The organism is Streptomyces sp. NPDC059897 (assembly GCF_042730865.1).
Classification (GTDB): Bacteria; Actinomycetota; Actinomycetes; order Streptomycetales; family Streptomycetaceae; genus Streptomyces.
This window is the reverse complement of sequence record NZ_JBHWKQ010000036.1, coordinates 34,157-50,473: the sequence shown is the minus strand read 5'-3', so window position 1 is coordinate 50,473 and position 16,317 is coordinate 34,157. Positions and strand designations below refer to the sequence as shown.

The following is a 16,317-nucleotide window of genomic DNA, read 5'->3' as shown; positions in this document are numbered from 1 at the left end:
ATTGGGCCCAAACCGAGAACACGCACCCCGTGAGGATCCGCATGCCTGGCATCACGCGCGAGGAGGTCGCCCACCTCGCCCGGCTGGCGCGTCTGGAGCTGAAGCCCGAAGAGCTCGACCACTTCGCAGGCCAGCTCGACGACATCATCGGCGCGGTCGCCCGCGTCAGTGAGGTCGCCGACCAAGACGTACCGCCGACTTCGCACCCGCTGCCGCTGACGAACGTCATGCGCCAGGACGAGGTCCGTCCGTCGCTCACCCCCGAGCAGGCGCTCTCCGGCGCCCCGGCCCAGGAGCAGCAGCGTTTCAAGGTGCCGCAGATCCTGGGGGAGGACTAAACAGTCATGACGGACAACAACGTCAACATCATCAAGCTCACCGCCGCCGAGATCGCCGCGAGGATCGCGTCCGGTGAGCTCACCGCCGTCGAGGTCACCGAGGCCCACCTGGCCCGCATCGAGGCCGTCGACGAGAAGGTGAACGCGTTCCTGCACGTCGACCGCGAGGGCGCCCTGAAGCAGGCCGCCGCCGTCGACGCCAAGCGCGCCGCGGGCGAGAAGCTCGGCCCGCTGGCCGGCGTGCCGCTCGCGCTGAAGGACATCTTCACCACCGAGGGCATCCCGACCACGGTCGGCTCCAAGATCCTCGAGGGCTGGATCCCGCCGTACGACGCGACGCTGGTCAAGAACCTGAAGGCCGCCGACGTCGTCATCCTCGGCAAGACCAACATGGACGAGTTCGCCATGGGGTCGTCGACGGAGAACAGCGCGTACGGCCCGACCGGCAACCCCTGGGACCTCACCCGCATCCCCGGCGGCTCCGGCGGCGGCTCCTCCGCCTCCCTCGCCGCGTACGAGGCCCCGCTCGCCATCGGCACGGACACCGGCGGCTCGATCCGCCAGCCCGCCGCCGTCACCGGCACCGTCGGCGTCAAGCCGACCTACGGCGGCGTCTCCCGCTACGGCATGGTGGCGTTCAGCTCCAGCCTCGACCAGGGCGGTCCCTGCGCCCGTACGGTCCTCGACGCGGCCCTCCTCCACGAGGCCATCGCCGGGCACGACCCGCTCGACTCCACGTCCATCGACGCCCCGGTCCCGGCCGTCGTCGAGGCCGCGAGGAACGGCAGCGTGCAGGGCATGCGCGTCGGCGTCGTCAAGCAGTTCCGCGGCGAGGGCTACCAGGCCGGCGTCGTGCAGCGCTTCGACGAGTCCGTCGAGCTGCTGAAGTCGCTGGGCGCCGAGGTCGTCGAGCTGGACTGCCCGTCGTTCGACCTGGCCCTTTCGGCGTACTACCTGATCGCGCCGTCCGAGTGCTCCTCGAACCTCGCCCGGTTCGACGCCATGCGCTACGGCCTGCGCGTCGGCGACGACGGCTCGCACTCCGCCGAGGACGTCACCGCGCTGACCCGCGAGGCCGGCTTCGGCGACGAGGTCAAGCGCCGCATCATCCTGGGCACGTACGCGCTGAGCTCCGGCTACTACGACGCGTACTACGGCAGCGCCCAGAAGGTGCGCACGCTGATCACCCAGGAGTTCGAGGCCGCGTTCGAGCAGGTCGACGTCATCGTGTCGCCGACCACGCCCACCACCGCCTTCCCGATCGGCGAGCGCGCCGACGACCCGATGGCGATGTATCTCGCGGACCTCTGCACGATTCCGACCAACCTCGCGGGGAACTCGGCGATGTCGCTGCCCTGCGGCCTGGCCCCCGAGGACGGGCTGCCGGTCGGTCTGCAGATCATCGCCCCCGCGATGAAGGACGACCGCCTGTACAAGGTGGGGTCCGCCGTCGAGGCCGCTTTCGTGGAAAAGTGGGGGCACCCGCTGCTTGAGGAGGCTCCGTCGCTGTGAGTGCCATGGCAAAGAAGGCCAAGAACTTCAAGAAGTCCAAGACCGGCGTCTACGTCTCGCTGGCCAGTACCGCCTTCGGCGCGATCAGCGTCGCGAAGCAGGCGAAGATGGCCCGCAACGACGCCGACACCCTGCGGCTGATCGACGCCGCCGTGTCCGCCGCCGCCATCGTCACCGGTATGGCGATCCTCTACCGGGAGCTCAAGCGCCTGGGCGACGACGACGTCCTGCTGGGCTGAGAGGGAAGTTTCAACAATCGTGACTGCCACGACCACGTCCGAGCTGATGGGGTACGAGGACGCGCTCGCGTCGTACGACCCGGTCATGGGCCTTGAGGTCCACGTCGAGCTCGGCACGAAGACGAAGATGTTCTGCGGCTGCTCCACCGAGCTCAAGCAGGACGCCAACAGCCAGACCTGCCCGACCTGTCTCGGCCTGCCCGGCGCGCTGCCGGTCGTGAACGAGATCGGCGTCGAGTCGGCCATCAAGATCGGCCTGGCGCTGAACTGCTCGATCGCCGAGTGGTGCCGCTTCGCCCGGAAGAACTACTTCTATCCGGACATGCCGAAGAACTTCCAGACCTCCCAGTACGACGAGCCGATCGCCTTCGACGGCTACCTCGACGTACAGCTGGAGGACGGCGAGGTCTTCCGCGTGGAGATCGAGCGCGCCCACATGGAGGAGGACACCGGCAAGTCGACGCACGTCGGCGGTGCCACCGGCCGCATCCAGGGCGCCTCGCACTCGCTGCTCGACTACAACCGCGCGGGCATCCCGCTCATCGAGATCGTCACCAAGCCCATCGAGGGCGCGGGCGAGCGGGCCCCCGAGGTCGCCAAGGCGTACGTCGCCGAGCTGCGCGAGGTCATCAAGGCGCTCGACGTGTCCGAGGCCCGGATGGACAAGGGCCAGATGCGCTGCGACGTGAACCTGTCGCTGCGTCCGAACGGCACCGAGAAGTTCGGCACGCGCTCCGAGACGAAGAACGTGAACTCGCTGCGTTCCGTCGAGCGTGCCGCGCGCTACGAGATCCAGCGGCACGCCGCGGTGCTGTCCTCCGGCGGATCGATCGTGCAGGAGACCCGTCACTTCCACGAGGAGGACGGCTCCACCACGTCGGGCCGCATCAAGGACAACGCCGAGGACTACCGGTACTTCCCGGAGCCCGACCTGGTGCCCGTCGCCCCGTCCCGCGAGTGGGTCGAGGCGCTGCGCGCCGAGCTGCCGGAGATGCCGCTGGCGCAGCGCAACCGGCTGATCGAGGAGTGGGCGATCTCCGCCCACGACATGCAGTCGATCCGCAACGCCGGTGCCATCGGCCCGATCGTCGCCACCATCGCGGCCGGCGCCGACTCGGCGTCCGCCCGCAAGTGGTGGATGGGCGAGCTGGCCCGCTCCGCGAACGACCAGGGCGTCGAGCTCGCCGCGCTGCCGATCACGCCGGAGCAGGTGGCCCGCGTGTCCGAGCTGGTCGCCTCTGGTGACCTCAACGACAAGCTGGCCCGCCAGGTCATCGACGGTGTGCTGAAGGGCGAGGGCACGCCGGACGAGGTCGTCGAGAAGCGCGGCCTGAAGGTCGTCTCCGACGAGGGCGCGCTGTCCACCGCCGTGGACGAGGCCATCGCCGGTAACCCGGGGGTCGCCGACAAGATCCGCGGCGGCAAGGTCGCTGCCGCGGGGGCGCTCGTGGGCGCGGTCATGAAGGCGACCCGGGGTCAGGCCGACGCGGCGCGCGTCAAGGAGCTGATCCTGGAGAAGCTGGGCGTCTCCGACGGCTGATCGGATTCTGGGCGGCGGGGCATCGGGCAGCCGGTGTGCCGCCGCCTTTCCGTGTCCGACGTCTCGGGGCTCTGCCCAGGACCCCGCCGGCTCTCGTCCGAAAGGCGGGGCTTGAAATGGGGCTCCGCCCCGGGCCCCGCTGGCTCTCGTCCGAAAGGCGGGGCTTGAAATCCCGGACCCTGCTGGCTCTCGTCCCGGAACGGGGCTCAAGTGCTCGTCTCCCTCGCCCTCCTCGCCGTCACCCTCGTCTTCGCCGTCCTGCGCCCCCGTAAATGGCCAGAGGCCGTGGTCGCCGTGCCCGCGGCAGGCGTGGCCATGGCTACGGGAGAGGTGTCGCCCGCCCACGCCTGGGCCGAGACCCAAGAGCTGCTGCCCGTCGTCGGGTTCCTCGCCGGGATCCTCCTCCTCGCCCAACTCTGTGCCGACGAGGGCCTGTTCAAAGCGGCGGGCGACCTGGTCGCCCGGGCCTGTCACGGGAGTCCGAAGCGGATGCTCGGCGGGGTGTTCGCGGTGGCCGCCGGGATCACCGCCGTACTGAGTCTCGACGCCACCGTGGTCCTGCTCACCCCGGTCGTCTTCGCGACCGCCGCCCGGATCGGCGCACGCCCGCGCCCGCACGTCTACGCGAGCGCCCACCTCGCCAACTCGGCGTCCCTTCTGCTCCCCGTGTCGAACCTCACGAACCTGCTGGCCTTCGCCGCGAGCGGCCTCACGTTCATGCACTTCGCCGGGCTCATGGCGCTCCCGTGGCTGGTGGCGATCGGCATCGAGTACGCGGTGTTCCGCCGGTACTTCGCCGACGACCTGGCCGCGCCCGCGCACGAGCCGGACCCTGAAGAGCCGCCGGGTGTCCCGCTGTTCACCCTGACCGTGCTCGCGCTCACCCTCGTCGGCTTCGTCGTCACGTCCTTCGCGGGCGTCGAACCGCTGTGGGCCGCCTTCGCGGGGGCGGCCGTGCTCGCCGTCCGGGCCCTCGCCCGCCGCCACAGCACCCCGGTGGAACTGCTCAAGGCGGCCAACCTGCCGTTCTGCCTCTTCGTCCTCGCGCTCGGCGTCGTGGTCAAGGCCGTGGTCGACAACGGGCTCGGGGACGCCATCGCCCGCTTCCTGCCGGACGGTTCGTCCCTGCTCACGCTGCTCGCCATCGCCGGGGTCGCCGCGCTTCTCTCCAACGTCATCAACAATCTGCCGGCGATCCTCGCCCTGCTCCCGGCCGTCACTCCGATGGGCCCCGGGCCGGTACTCGCCGCGCTGATCGGCGTCAACCTCGGGCCCAACCTCACGTATGTCGGTTCGCTCGCGACCCTGCTGTGGCGGCGCATCGTGCACGAGCACGGCACCGAGCCCGAGTTGGGCGAGTTCACCCGCCTCGGCCTGCTCACCGTCCCCGTGACCCTCGCGGCGTCGACGGTCGCGCTGTGGGCCGTGCTGCTCCTTTGAGTGGGTGACGCCCCTTGTGAGTAAGGACACGAAAGCGACAAAGGATCACTTCCGGCTGTAAGAGTGTCTGGTCATTGCTCATGTGTTCTTTGCGGACGGTTCACGCGCCAAGCGGATGTTCCCGGACAAAGATCCACGAAATGACTCAGGGAGCACGTCCGTGGCCGCACTCGCCCGCTGGTGTGTCAATCACCGGCTCGTGGTCGTACTTCTGTGGCTGACCGCCCTTGTGGGCACGAGCGCCGCCGCGGCCGTCGCGGGCTCCGCGTACTCGAACGACTACGAGGCGCCCGGCACCGAGTCGGGGCACGCCACACGGCTCCTCGACGAGAACTTCTCCGGGCTCGGCGGCGACAGCGACACCGTCGTCTGGCACATCGAGGGCTCGACCGTGCGCGCCGACGACGTCGAGAAGACGATGAGCAACACGCTCGGCGAGATCGCTGACCTGCCGGGCATCGTCTCCGTCGGCTCGCCGTACGAGGCCGGGGGCACCGGCCAGGTCAGCGCCGACGGGCACACCGCGTACGCCACGGTCACCTTCGAGAAGCAGGCCGACGACATCCCCAAGGGGCAGGCGCAGGCGCTCGTGGACACGGCGCAGGCCGCCGAGGACGACGGGCCCGACGGGCTCCAGGTGGAGCTCGGCGGCAGCGCCGTCGCGCTCACCGAGTCCACGTCGGGCCACACGTCCGAGATCATCGGCGTCGTCGTCGCGGCCGTCGTGCTCTTCCTCGCCTTCGGGTCCCTGGCGGCCGCCGCACTGCCCATCGCCACCGCGCTGGTGAGCGTCGGCACCGCGTACGCGGGAATCGTGCTGCTCGGGCACGCCATGACCGTCGCGGACTTCGCGCCGATGCTCGGCATGCTCGTCGGGCTCGGCGTCGGGATCGACTACGCGCTGTTCATCGTGACCCGGCACAGGAGAGGCCTGAAGCGGGGGCTGCCGGTGGCCGAGGCCGCCGAGCGGGCCGTCGCCACCACCGGGCGGGCCGTGGTGTTCGCCGGGGCCACCGTGTGCATCGCCCTGCTCGGCATGCTGATGCTGGGCCTGAGCTTCCTCAACGGTGTCGCCATCGCCGCCTCCGTGACCGTGCTGCTCACCGTCGCGGCGTCCGTGACGCTGCTGCCGGGGCTGCTCTCGTACATCGGGATGCGGGCGCTGTCGCGGCGCGAGCGGCGCAGGCTCGCCGAGCACGGGCCCGAACCCGTGCTGCCGACCGGGCTCGCCGCCCGCTGGGCCGCCTTCGTGGAGCGCAGGCCGAAGCTGCTCGGCGCGCTCGCGATCGCCGTGATCGCGGTGCTCTCGCTGCCCGCCTTCTTCCTTCACCTGGGCACGTCCGACCAGGGCAACAATCCGGCGAGCAGCACCACGCGGCAGGCGTACGACCTCCTCGCCGACGGTTTCGGGCCCGGGGTGAACGGGCCGCTGACCCTCGTCACCCAGGTCGACGGCGCCAAGGACAAGGCCGCGCTCGCGGAGCTGACGGGCGAGCTGCGGGACACCGAAGGGGTGGCCTCCGTCTCGCGTGTTACGTATAACGCGGACGACAGCGCCGCCCACGTCACCGTCGCGCCGAGCTCGTCGCCGCAGTCCGAGCGAACCAGCGAGCTGGTCGACCGGCTGCGGACCGACGTCGTACCGGCCGCGGAGCAGGGCAGCAGCCTCGATGTGCAGGTCGGCGGCGTCACCGCGAGCTACGACGACTTCGCGGAGGTCATCGTCGACAAGCTGCCCCTGTTCGTCGGGGTTGTGGTCGGCCTCGGCTGCGTGCTGCTCCTGCTCGCCTTCCGGTCGATCGGCATCCCGCTCAAGGCCGCCGCGATGAACGTCGCCGCCGTGGCCGCGGCCTTCGGCGTCGTGGTCGCGATCTTCCAGTGGGGCTGGGGGAGCGAGCTGCTCGGGCTCGGGGCGGCCGGGCCGATCGAGCCCTTCCTGCCCGTGATCATGGTGTCGGTCCTCTTCGGGCTCTCCATGGACTACCAGGTGTTCCTCGTGAGCCGGATGTACGAGGAGTGGCTGGAGACCGGCGACAACCGGCGGGCCGTCCGGGTCGGGCTCGCCGAGACCAGCCGAGTGATCAACTCGGCCGCCGTGATCATGATTTCGGTGTTCCTCGCGTTCGTGCTCAGCGGGGACCGGGTGATCGCCATGTTCGGCATCGCGCTCGCCGTGGCCGTCGCCGTCGACGCGTTCGTGCTGCGTACGCTCCTCGTGCCCGCCCTGATGCACATGCTCGGCGGCGCCAACTGGTGGCTGCCCAAGTGGCTCGACCGGCGCCTGCCGCGGCTGAGCATCGAGCCCCCGGAGTGCCGCGCCGCCGCGGGTGCGAGGATCCCGGTGCAGTGCGCGGCCACCGACGGCGCGCTCGACGAGCTGCTGACGAAGGAGACCGAGGACACCGATGTACGCGATCCCGCTGGATGACGGCAGCGCCGAACTGAGGCCACTGGAGACCTGGCACGCCGAGGAGTTCCTGGCCCATCTGGACCGGGGCCGGGAGTTCATCGGGCAGTTCATCCCGTTCGGCGCCACGGCGACCGACCTCGCCTCCACGCGGGAGCTGCTCCAGAAGCACGCCGAGGCGACGGCCGCGGGCACGCGCGCGTACCACGGCATCTGGCTGGACGGAACGCTCGTGGGCGGCGTACTGGCGCTGAACTTCGACGCCGCGAACGGAAACTGCGAGGTCGGATGCTGGCTGGAGCCCGCCGCCGCCGGGCGCGGACTCGTCACGCGCGCGATGCGGCACCTCATCGACTGGGCCGTCGAGGAGCGCGGGATCCACCGGGTGGAGTGGATCGCCGCGTCCGACAACACCCCGAGTCTGAACGTGGCCCGGCGCCTCGGGTTCACGAAAGAGGGAGTGCTCCGGGAGAGTTTCCCCTGGCGTGGAAAGCGCCATGACCGGGAGATCTGGTCCCTGCTCGCCCCCGAGTGGCGCAGCGCACGGAGCGGGCACAGGGAACGTTAAGACACCTCTCAGACTTCGTCCGTACGGTGCGCAGCATGACTACGAAGACTGAAGCGCAGCGCGACGCCGAGACGCAGGAGGAGGGCGTGGAGGCCCAGGACGCCAAGGCCACCGAGGCGACCGGGAAGGCCGAGGCGACGGAGCCGGCCAAGGCGGCCGACGGGGCCACCGAGGACGTGCAGGACGACGAGGCGGCCGAGGAGGCCGCCGCCGAGGCCGAGCTCGCGGCCCTCGCCAAGGCCGAGGCCGACAAGCCGTCCGGCGTCGGCCAGGGCGCGGGCGCGATCGTCTCCGTGGCCCTCGGCATCGTCGGGCTCAGCGGCGGCTGGCTCGGCACCATCGCCTCGGCTCGCGCACAGCTCGAGGGCCAGCTCACCACCGCCCAGAACGCGGGCATCGCCAAGCAGATCTCCGCGATGTACGGCGAGGCCTGGCACTCCGCCGCCCTGGTCGGCGGCCTCTTCTCGCTCGTCGCCCTGGTGATCGGCGCGGCCGTCCTGGCCAGGCCCGCGTTCGGCGCCCCCGGCAAGCCGCAGGCGCCGTGGATCAAGTCGACCGCGTGGGCGGGTCTCGCCGTCGGCGTCATCGGGCTGCTGCTCGCCGTCGCCAAGTACACGGACCTCATCCTCGGCATGCCGGGCACCAGCGGCTGAGGCACTGACGTAAGGCGGCCGAGCCGCCTAAGGCACACCGTGGGCCGCGCCTAAGGAGGCGCGGCCCACGAACATGCGGCACTCTCCCGATGTGCCGCACCCCCCTGGGAGACGAGAGTCGAGGCATCGCGGAAAACGCTCCGCGAGAGCCACGGAGACCGTCACCAGGGAGACGAGATGTTCGAGTACGAGCTGCACCAGCTCCGCTCCGCCGAACTCATCGAGCAGGCCGAGCGGTTCCGCCTCGCACGCTTCGCCCGCAAGCAGGCAAGGGCCCAGCGCGCGGAGCGCCGAGTACGGGAACACGACACCGAGAGGCCGGTGAGCACCGGCCGCTCGAACCGGCGCCGCGCCCCGCGCACGGCATGAGCGCGCCCGCCGCGGCCGGCGGCACCGGCATCACGGCCCCGCTGTCAGACCCGTGTGCCATCCTCAGCGATGTGGAGACCAGGTCCGTCAGCCCGGTGTTCGTCGGTCGCGCCGACGAACTGGGTGTACTCAGCAAGGCCCTTGAGCGGGCCGAGGCCGCCGAGCCGCAGGCGCTGCTGCTCGGCGGCGAGGCCGGTGTGGGCAAGACGCGCCTCGTCGAGGAGTTCGGAGCGGCCGCCCGCGAGCGGGGCGCCGTCGTCGTCACCGGCGGCTGCGTGGAGATCGGCGCCGACGGACTGCCGTTCGCGCCGTTCTCCACCGCCCTGCGCGCACTGCGCCGCACCCTGCCCGCCGAGGTGGACGCGGCCGTGGCGGGCCGCGAGGACGAACTGGCGCGCCTGCTGCCGGAATTGGGCGACCCCGAGGGCCGCGGCCTCGACGGGCGGGGCGACGAGAGCGCCACGGCCCGCCTCTTCGAACTCACCGCCCGGCTCCTGGAGCGCGTCGCGGCCGAGCGCACCCTCGTCGTCATCCTCGAAGACCTGCACTGGGCGGACGCCTCCACCCGCCACCTGCTCACCTACCTGTTCCGTACGCTGCGCAGCGGCCGCCTCGCCGTCATCGCCAGCTACCGCGCGGACGACGTGCACCGCCGCCACCCCCTGCGCCCCCTGCTCGCCGAACTCGACCGGCTGCGCACCGTCACCCGCATCGAACTCGGCCGCCTCAGCCGCGACGAGGTCGCCCGCCAGATCGCCGGAATCATGGCCGCGGAACCCGAGCCCGCCGACGTGGACAACATCTTCCGGCGCTCCGACGGCAACGCGTTCTTCGTGGAGGAACTCGCCGTGTCCGCCGCCGAGGGCTGCGCCACAGGGCTGACCGACTCGCTGCGCGACGTCCTCCTCGTCCGCGTCGAATCGCTGCCCGAGCCCGCCCAGCGCGTCGCCCGGATCTGCGCGGAGGGCGGCTCCACCGTCGAGTACCCGCTGCTCGCGGCCGTCGCCGGGCTCGGCGAGGACGAGCTCATCGAGGCGCTGCGCGCGGCCGTCGGCGCGAACATCCTGCTCGCCTCGCCGGACGGGGACGGCTACCGGTTCCGCCACTCCCTGGTCCGCGAGGCCGTCAGCGACGACCTGCTGCCCGGCGAGCGCTCCCGCCTCAACCGCCGCTACGCCGAGGCACTGGAGGCCGAGCCGGCACTGGTGCCCGCGGACGCGCGCGTGACCCGCCTGGCCAGCTACTGGTACCACGCCCACGACGCGGCGAAGGCCCTGCCCGCCGTCCTCGACGCCTCCGTGGCGGCCCGCCGCCGGCACGCGTACTCCGAGCAACTGCGCCTCCTTGAGCGGGCGATGGAGCTGTGGGACGGCGCGCCGCGGGAGATCCGCGCCGCGCTGCGGATGGGCGACTACGTCATCGCGTTCAGCTCCTGCGGCTGCGATCCCGCCGAGGCCCCGCTCGACCACCTCGACCTGCTGTCCGAGGCCGCGGTGGCGGGGCGGCTGTGCGGGGAGCGGGAGCGTGCGCTGAAGATCGGCAAGCGGGCGCTGCGCATCCTGGAGGAGGCCGAGGGGACCGGGCAGGCCGATCCTCCCCCAAGCTCTCAACAGAGTTCGAGCAGGGGGGACCCCCTTCGGGCCGCGTGGTTCCACATCCAGAACTCCAAGATCGTCTCGCATATCGGCCGCGGCGACGGATGGGACGAGATCGCCACGGCCCAGGAGCTCGTCCGGGGCCTCCCGCCGTCCGCCGTGCACGCCGAGGTCCTGGCGAACGTGGCGGCCTGGGGCATGCTGCACAGCCCCGGCGCCGAGACCCTCGCCGCCGCCGAGCGCGCCGTCGAGTACGCGCGCATGGTCGACGACGCGGAGGAGATCGAACTCCACGCCCGCCTCGTGCGCGGCGGACTCCTCGTCGACGCGGGCGCCATCGAGGAGGGCTTCGCCGAGATGTACGCGGTCCGGGAGCGCTCCCTGGCCCTGGGCATGACCGCCCGCCTCATCAACGTCAACGTGAACCTGCCCTCCCACCTGGAGGGCGTCGGGCGCTCCGCCGAATCCGCGCGCATCTGCGAAGAGGCCGTCGTCCTGTGCCGCCGCTACGGCCTCGACGACAACAAGGGCTGGGTCCGTTCCAATCTCGCCGAGTCCCTCGTCTCCCTCGGCCGCTGGGACGAGGCGGTCGAGGTGGCCGAGTGGGTGAGCCGGCGCTTCGGACTCAGCGACAAGCCGCGCGGCACCGCGTGCGCGCACCTCGCGATGATCGCGCTCGGCCGCGGCGCCCTCCAGGAAGCGGCCGACCACCTCGCCGCGGCCAACGGGTACTACGGCGCACACGACCCGCAGCCCCAGTACACGCTGCCCCGCATCCACCTCGCCGTCGCGCTCGCCGCCGCCCAGGGCCGCCTCCTGGACGCCCGCGCCGAGCTCGAGCGGCTGGTCGCGGCGGGGCTGCCGCCCTCCATGCACCGCTACTCCTGGCCCCTCCTGCGCACCGCCGCCGCGGCCGAGGCGGACGCCCGCGGGCTGCCGGCGGCCGACGCCGGTCGCGCGGAGGCGGTCGCCCGGATCCGGGAAGCCGCGAAGTGCCAGGCCGCGCTGGTGCCCGTCTGGCGGGCCCATGAGCAGTGGGTGCGCGCCGAGCTGCTGCGCGCGGAGGGCCGCGACACCGCCGAGGACTGGTCCGCCGTGGTCACCGCGTTCGAGCCGCTCGACCGGCCGCACGACCTGGCCCGCGTCCGGCTGCGCCTCGCGGAGGCCCTGGTCGCGCGCGGCGCGGAGGGGGACCGGGAGCGCGCCACCGAACTCCTCCGGCTCACCGGAGCGGTCGCCGAGCACCTGGGCGCGCGCCCGCTCAGCGAGTCCGTCGCCCTGCTGGCCCAGCACGCCCGGCTGACCCTGACCCGCGAGGCGCCGCGCCAGAGCGCGCCGGCCGACCCCGCGCAGGGGTTCGGCCTCACGAGCCGCGAGCGGGACGTGCTGCGCCTGGTCGCGGCGGGCCGCAGCAACCGCCAGATAGCCGAGGAGCTGTTCATCTCGCCGAAGACGGCCAGCGTCCACGTCTCCAACATCCTCGGGAAGCTGGGCGTCGCGGGCCGCGGCGAGGCGGCGGCCCTGGCCCACCGCCTGAGCCTCTTCCCGGCGGACCGGGCTCCCGTACGCTGAGGGGGAGGGCCCGGCCGGGCCCCGCCCTTGGGAGGCGCCGTGTTCAACATGTTCGAGGAGCTGTTCTCGCCCGGCCGCAAGCACACCAACGACGAGCGCAAGCGCCTCGAGCTGACCCGGGTCGACACGAACGACGGGGACCCGGGCCGCGGCCCGATAGACCTGACCTCGGGCAAGGTCGTGGTCCGCCCGTCGCGGCCCGCGGAACCGGCCGAGGACGCCGAGGTGGCCGACGGCGCCGAGGGCACAGCGGACCGCGCTGAGGACACAGCGGACCGCGCCGAGGGCGACGCCGTCAGCTGACCTTCAGCTCCAGGATCCGGTCGTCCCCCTTCTCCGGCGTCCCGCGCGTGTCCGTCTCGCTCGTCACGAGCCACAGCTTGTCGCCGCCCGCCGCGACCACGGTCCGCAGCCGCCCGTACTTCCCCTCCAGGAACGCCTGCGGGTCATGGGCCGCCTTCGCGCCGTCCAGCGGGATCCGCCACAGCCGCTCGCCGCGCAGCCCCGCCATCCAGACCGACCCCTTGGCGTACGCGATCCCGCTGGGGGAGGCCTCCGAGGTGCGCCACTGGGCGACCGGGTCGTGGTACTTCTCGTCGCCGCTCTTCCCCTCGGCGTCGGGCCAGCCGTAGTTGTCGCCCGCCACGATGTGGTTCAGCTCGTCCCAGGTGTCCTGCCCGAACTCCGAGGCCCACAGCCGCTTGTCCGCGTCCCAGGCCAGGCCCTGCACATTGCGGTGCCCGTACGAGTACACGGGGGAGTCGCCGAAGGGATTGCCCGGCGCGGGCTCGCCCTCCGCGGTCAGCCGGAGGATCTTGCCGCCCGTCGACTTCTTGTCCTGCGCAAGCGGCTGGTCGTACGTCTCGCCGGTCCCCACGTACAGCAGCTTGTCCGGGCCGAACGCGATCCGCCCGCCGTTGTGGTTCGTGCCCTTCGGGATGCCCCGGAACACGGTGTCGGGCGCGCCCAGCTGCTCGCCGGACGGCTTCTTCTCGTCGTACATCATCCGCACGATGCGGTTGTCCGACTCCGTCGTGAAGTACGCGTAGACCATGTGGTCCGAGGCGTACGAGGGGGAGAGCGCGAGGCCGAGGAGGCCGCCCTCGCCCTCGGCCGCTACCCCGGGCACCTCGCCGAGCACGGTCTTCTTCCCGGTCTTCGTGTCGACGCGGGTGATCGTCCCCTCGTCGCGGGACGAGACGAGCAGGCCGCCGTCGGGCAGCTCGGCGAGCCCCCACGGCGACTTGAGGCCGTCCGCGACGGTCCGCTCGACGCTCACCGAGCCCTTCGCCGGGGGCACGTCCCCCTTGGGGGACGAGGAGCCGCCCGAGCCGCTCGCACTCGGCGCGGACGTCGAGTCCTTGCTCGGCGCGGGGGAGTCGCCGCCGGAGGAGCACCCGGCCGTGAGCAGGAGTGCGGCACAGGCGGTGAGGGCCAACGCGGGCCGCACGGCTGGAGATTGCACGATCAGGATCCCTTCGACGTGAAGCTCGGTCGTTCACACACCGCTCTACCGTTGAAACACCTCACACGCGGCTCAGGTTCCCGAGCCCGCCGCCGCGAGGCCGGCCGTTCAGTCCCAGGACCCCTGCGCCGCCGGAAGCCCCGCGATCTCCGTGAAGTCCTCCGGCGTGAGCCGCAGTTCGGCGGACGCCGCGTTCTCCAGCGCCCAGCGCTCCTGCTTGGCGCCCGGCACCGGCACCACGCCCTCACCTTGCGCCGCCACCCAGGAGAGCGCCACCTGGGCCGGGGTCACGTGCTCGCCGTGCCGCGCGGCGACGCGGCGCAGGCCCGCCACGATCGGCTGGTTCGCCGCCATCATCTCGGCGGTGAAGCGGGGGTGGCGGGCCCGCAGGTCGTCCGGCTCGAAGCCGCCGCCGGTGGTCAGCGTGCCGGTCAGGAACCCGCTGCCCAGCGGCATCGCGCCGAGGAACCCGACGCCGCGCGCCGCGCACCACGGCAGCAGCTCCGCGAGCGCCTCCGGCGACCACACCGACAGCTCGGCCATGACCGCGCTCACCGGGAACACCTGCTGCACGCGCTCCAGCAGGCGGATCGTTCCGGCATGCCGCGCGGCCCGGCCGCCGCGCCGCGAGCCCCGCGCGCCCACGGCGCAGAGCCCCAGCGAGCGCACCTTGCCCGCGCTCACCAGCTCCGCCATCGCGCCCCACGTCTCCTCGACGGGAACCTCGGGGTCCTCGCGGTGCAGCTGGTACAGGTCGATGACATCGGTCTGCAGGCGCCGCAGCGACGCGTCGCAGGCCCGCTTCACGTAGCCGGGCCTGCCGTTGGCAACGATGTGCTGCTCGCCGACGAGCAGCCCCACCTTCGTCGACACGAAGGCGTCCGCCCGCCGCTCCTTGAGCACGCGGCCGAGCAGCAGCTCATTGGTGAAGGGCCCGTACATGTCCGCGGTGTCGACCAGCGTGCACCCGTGGTCCAGGGCGGTGTGCAGGGTGCGCAGGGACTCCTCGCCGCGCTGCCGCGAGCACGTGTACGCCCAGCTCATCGGCATGCACCCGATCCCGACGGCACCCACGTCGAGGCCCGCCGCACCGATCGCCTTGCGTTCCACCTGCCCGTGACCCTCCCTGGCCCCTCCTGCCGAGGTCCCCAACCTAACCTCTGTACCTTCACCCGGCTGACATAGCCTCCTGACCATGACTGGTGATGTGTGGCTGCCCTTCCGCGCCGATGAGATCCCGGGCCTCCCGCAGGGGCTCAACTACCGCTTCTGGAACGGCGAACCCGACTTCCCGGCGGACCCCGCCGACTGCGCGTACTACGTCGTCCCCTACATGAAGCCGCCGGGCGTCGGCGTCCGCCCGATGCCCGAGATGTCGTCCGTGCGCGCCGTGCAGACGCTCTCCGCGGGGGTCGACCACGTACAGGGCGGCCTGAAGTACCTGCGCCCCGGCGTCCAGTTGTGCAATGCGCGCGGCGTGCACGACGCCAGCACCGCCGAGCTCGCGCTCACCCTGATCCTCGCCTCCCTGCGCGGCATCCCCGACTTCGTCCGCGGGCAGGACCGCGGCGAGTGGCGCGGCGGATTCCGGCCCGCGCTCGCCGACAAGCACGTCCTCATCGTCGGGTACGGCGCCATCGGCGGTGCCATCGAGGACCGGCTCACACCCTTCGAGGTCGCGCGGGTGACCCGCGTCGCGCGCTCCGCCCGTACAACGGAGCGCGGGCCCGTGCGCCCGCTCACCGAGCTGCCGGACCTGCTGCCGGAGGCCGACGTCGTCGTCATGGTGACGCCGCTCACCGAGGACACCCGCGGCCTCGTGAACGCCGAGTTCCTCGCGCGCCTCAAGGACGGCGCGCTGCTCGTGAACGTCGGCCGCGGCCCGGTCGTCGACACCAAGGCACTCCTCGCCGAACTGGAGAGCGGCCGCATCACGGCAGCCCTCGACGTCACCGATCCCGAACCGCTGCCCCAGGAGCACCCGTTGTGGCAGGCTCCAGGGGTGCTCATCTCGCCACACGTGGGCGGCCCCACATCCGCCTTCCTGCCGCGCGCCAAGCGTCTCCTGGCCGCTCAGCTCACGCGGTTCGCGGCGGGGGAGCCGCTGGAGAACGTCGTGCTCACCATCGACGGAAGCGGCGACTGACACCCGGTCACCCGCGACCCCGCACACCCCGCGGGCCTCGCGAACCACACCGGCCCCTCGGGCAACTCCCGTAAGGTCGCATGCCGTTCGTCGGGCACGCTGTGCGCCCGTCCGGATGCACCCCGTGCCCACTCCGCACCCGCATCGTGCCTGGTCGTCACGGAGAGTAGAGCAACTATGTCCCTGAGTGACGAGACTGGTGTATCGTCCCGACTGGGGCAGCGCCGTGTCAGCACACGGCGCCGGGGAAGAGTGACGGACTGCGAGGGGGGCGACGGGCGATGCACGGCCTATGGGCGAACGATCCGACGCGACGGGGCCGCCGACGGCTGTCCTGTGCGGTGACCCTGACAGTGACGCGCGGCCGAAGTCCGGGCTGTCGCAGGACCCCTGTGCATCGGACCGGCCCGCGCGGGGGCCGCAGAAGGCATCAGCAGCCGGGCCAGGCCAAGGCGGACACGGGGGCCGCCCGG

General features: G+C 72.1%; 14 protein-coding genes. 12 read left to right on the top strand and 2 right to left on the bottom strand.

Features of this window, described 5'->3' with window-relative positions; all coding sequences use genetic code 11:
- The first annotated feature begins 41 nt into the window (after nucleotides 1-41).
- From gatC to ACFV9W_RS30290, 11 genes are all read left to right on the top strand, one after another.
- Nucleotides 42-338 carry an Asp-tRNA(Asn)/Glu-tRNA(Gln) amidotransferase subunit GatC gene (gene gatC, locus ACFV9W_RS30340; protein ID WP_351335407.1) on the top strand — a complete coding sequence of 99 codons (297 nt, stop codon included), beginning with the start codon at nucleotides 42-44 and terminating at the stop codon, nucleotides 336-338.
- Nucleotides 339-344: 6 nt separating this feature from the next.
- The gene (gatA, locus tag ACFV9W_RS30335; RefSeq protein ID WP_385767139.1) at nucleotides 345-1,850 is read left to right on the top strand and encodes an Asp-tRNA(Asn)/Glu-tRNA(Gln) amidotransferase subunit GatA; all 1,506 of its coding nucleotides are present in this window, start codon (nucleotides 345-347) and stop codon (nucleotides 1,848-1,850) included.
- Between the two features lie 5 nt (nucleotides 1,851-1,855).
- Nucleotides 1,856-2,089, top strand: coding sequence for a hypothetical protein (locus ACFV9W_RS30330; protein ID WP_326017347.1), 234 nt, complete (start codon nucleotides 1,856-1,858; stop codon nucleotides 2,087-2,089).
- 19 nt (nucleotides 2,090-2,108) lie between these two features.
- Nucleotides 2,109-3,629, top strand: a complete 1,521-nt coding sequence (gene gatB, locus ACFV9W_RS30325) for an Asp-tRNA(Asn)/Glu-tRNA(Gln) amidotransferase subunit GatB (protein ID WP_385767136.1) — start codon at nucleotides 2,109-2,111, stop codon at nucleotides 3,627-3,629.
- Nucleotides 3,630-3,839: 210 nt separating this feature from the next.
- Nucleotides 3,840-5,069: an SLC13 family permease gene (locus ACFV9W_RS30320; protein ID WP_385767133.1), complete on the top strand. Its 1,230-nt coding sequence runs from the start codon at nucleotides 3,840-3,842 to the stop codon at nucleotides 5,067-5,069.
- Nucleotides 5,070-5,229: 160 nt separating this feature from the next.
- The gene (locus tag ACFV9W_RS30315) at nucleotides 5,230-7,497 is read left to right on the top strand and encodes an MMPL family transporter (RefSeq protein WP_385767131.1); all 2,268 of its coding nucleotides are present in this window, start codon (nucleotides 5,230-5,232) and stop codon (nucleotides 7,495-7,497) included.
- A complete protein-coding gene (locus ACFV9W_RS30310) occupies nucleotides 7,475-8,044 on the top strand; it encodes a GNAT family N-acetyltransferase (RefSeq protein WP_385767128.1) in 570 nt (189 codons plus the stop codon). The genes ACFV9W_RS30315 and ACFV9W_RS30310 overlap by 23 nt, the downstream gene beginning before the upstream one ends.
- A 35-nt stretch (nucleotides 8,045-8,079) precedes the next feature.
- Nucleotides 8,080-8,697, top strand: coding sequence for a hypothetical protein (locus tag ACFV9W_RS30305; protein WP_385767125.1), 618 nt, complete (start codon nucleotides 8,080-8,082; stop codon nucleotides 8,695-8,697).
- 177 nt (nucleotides 8,698-8,874) lie between these two features.
- Nucleotides 8,875-9,066: a hypothetical protein gene (locus ACFV9W_RS30300; RefSeq protein ID WP_385767122.1), complete on the top strand. Its 192-nt coding sequence runs from the start codon at nucleotides 8,875-8,877 to the stop codon at nucleotides 9,064-9,066.
- The gene (locus ACFV9W_RS30295; protein ID WP_385767118.1) at nucleotides 9,063-12,233 is read left to right on the top strand and encodes an AAA family ATPase; all 3,171 of its coding nucleotides are present in this window, start codon (nucleotides 9,063-9,065) and stop codon (nucleotides 12,231-12,233) included. The genes ACFV9W_RS30300 and ACFV9W_RS30295 overlap by 4 nt, the downstream gene beginning before the upstream one ends.
- Before the next feature lie 48 nt (nucleotides 12,234-12,281).
- Nucleotides 12,282-12,536: a DUF6191 domain-containing protein gene (locus ACFV9W_RS30290; protein WP_385767214.1), complete on the top strand. Its 255-nt coding sequence runs from the start codon at nucleotides 12,282-12,284 to the stop codon at nucleotides 12,534-12,536.
- On the opposite strand, the gene ACFV9W_RS30285 is transcribed toward ACFV9W_RS30290, so the two are convergent.
- Together ACFV9W_RS30285 and ACFV9W_RS30280 are read right to left on the bottom strand one after the other, a co-directional pair.
- The gene (locus tag ACFV9W_RS30285; protein WP_385767211.1) at nucleotides 12,529-13,704 is read right to left on the bottom strand and encodes a PQQ-dependent sugar dehydrogenase; all 1,176 of its coding nucleotides are present in this window, start codon (nucleotides 13,702-13,704) and stop codon (nucleotides 12,529-12,531) included. The two genes, ACFV9W_RS30290 and ACFV9W_RS30285, sit on opposite strands and share 8 nt — an antisense overlap.
- A gap of 102 nt (nucleotides 13,705-13,806) precedes the next feature.
- On the bottom strand, nucleotides 13,807-14,808 hold the full coding sequence (locus ACFV9W_RS30280; protein ID WP_385767116.1) for an aldo/keto reductase: 1,002 nt from the start codon (nucleotides 14,806-14,808) through the stop codon (nucleotides 13,807-13,809).
- Nucleotides 14,809-14,893: 85 nt separating this feature from the next.
- Between ACFV9W_RS30280 and ACFV9W_RS30275 the strand changes: the two genes are divergently transcribed.
- Nucleotides 14,894-15,844: a 2-hydroxyacid dehydrogenase gene (locus ACFV9W_RS30275; RefSeq protein ID WP_385767113.1), complete on the top strand. Its 951-nt coding sequence runs from the start codon at nucleotides 14,894-14,896 to the stop codon at nucleotides 15,842-15,844.
- Nucleotides 15,845-16,317 lie beyond the last annotated feature (473 nt).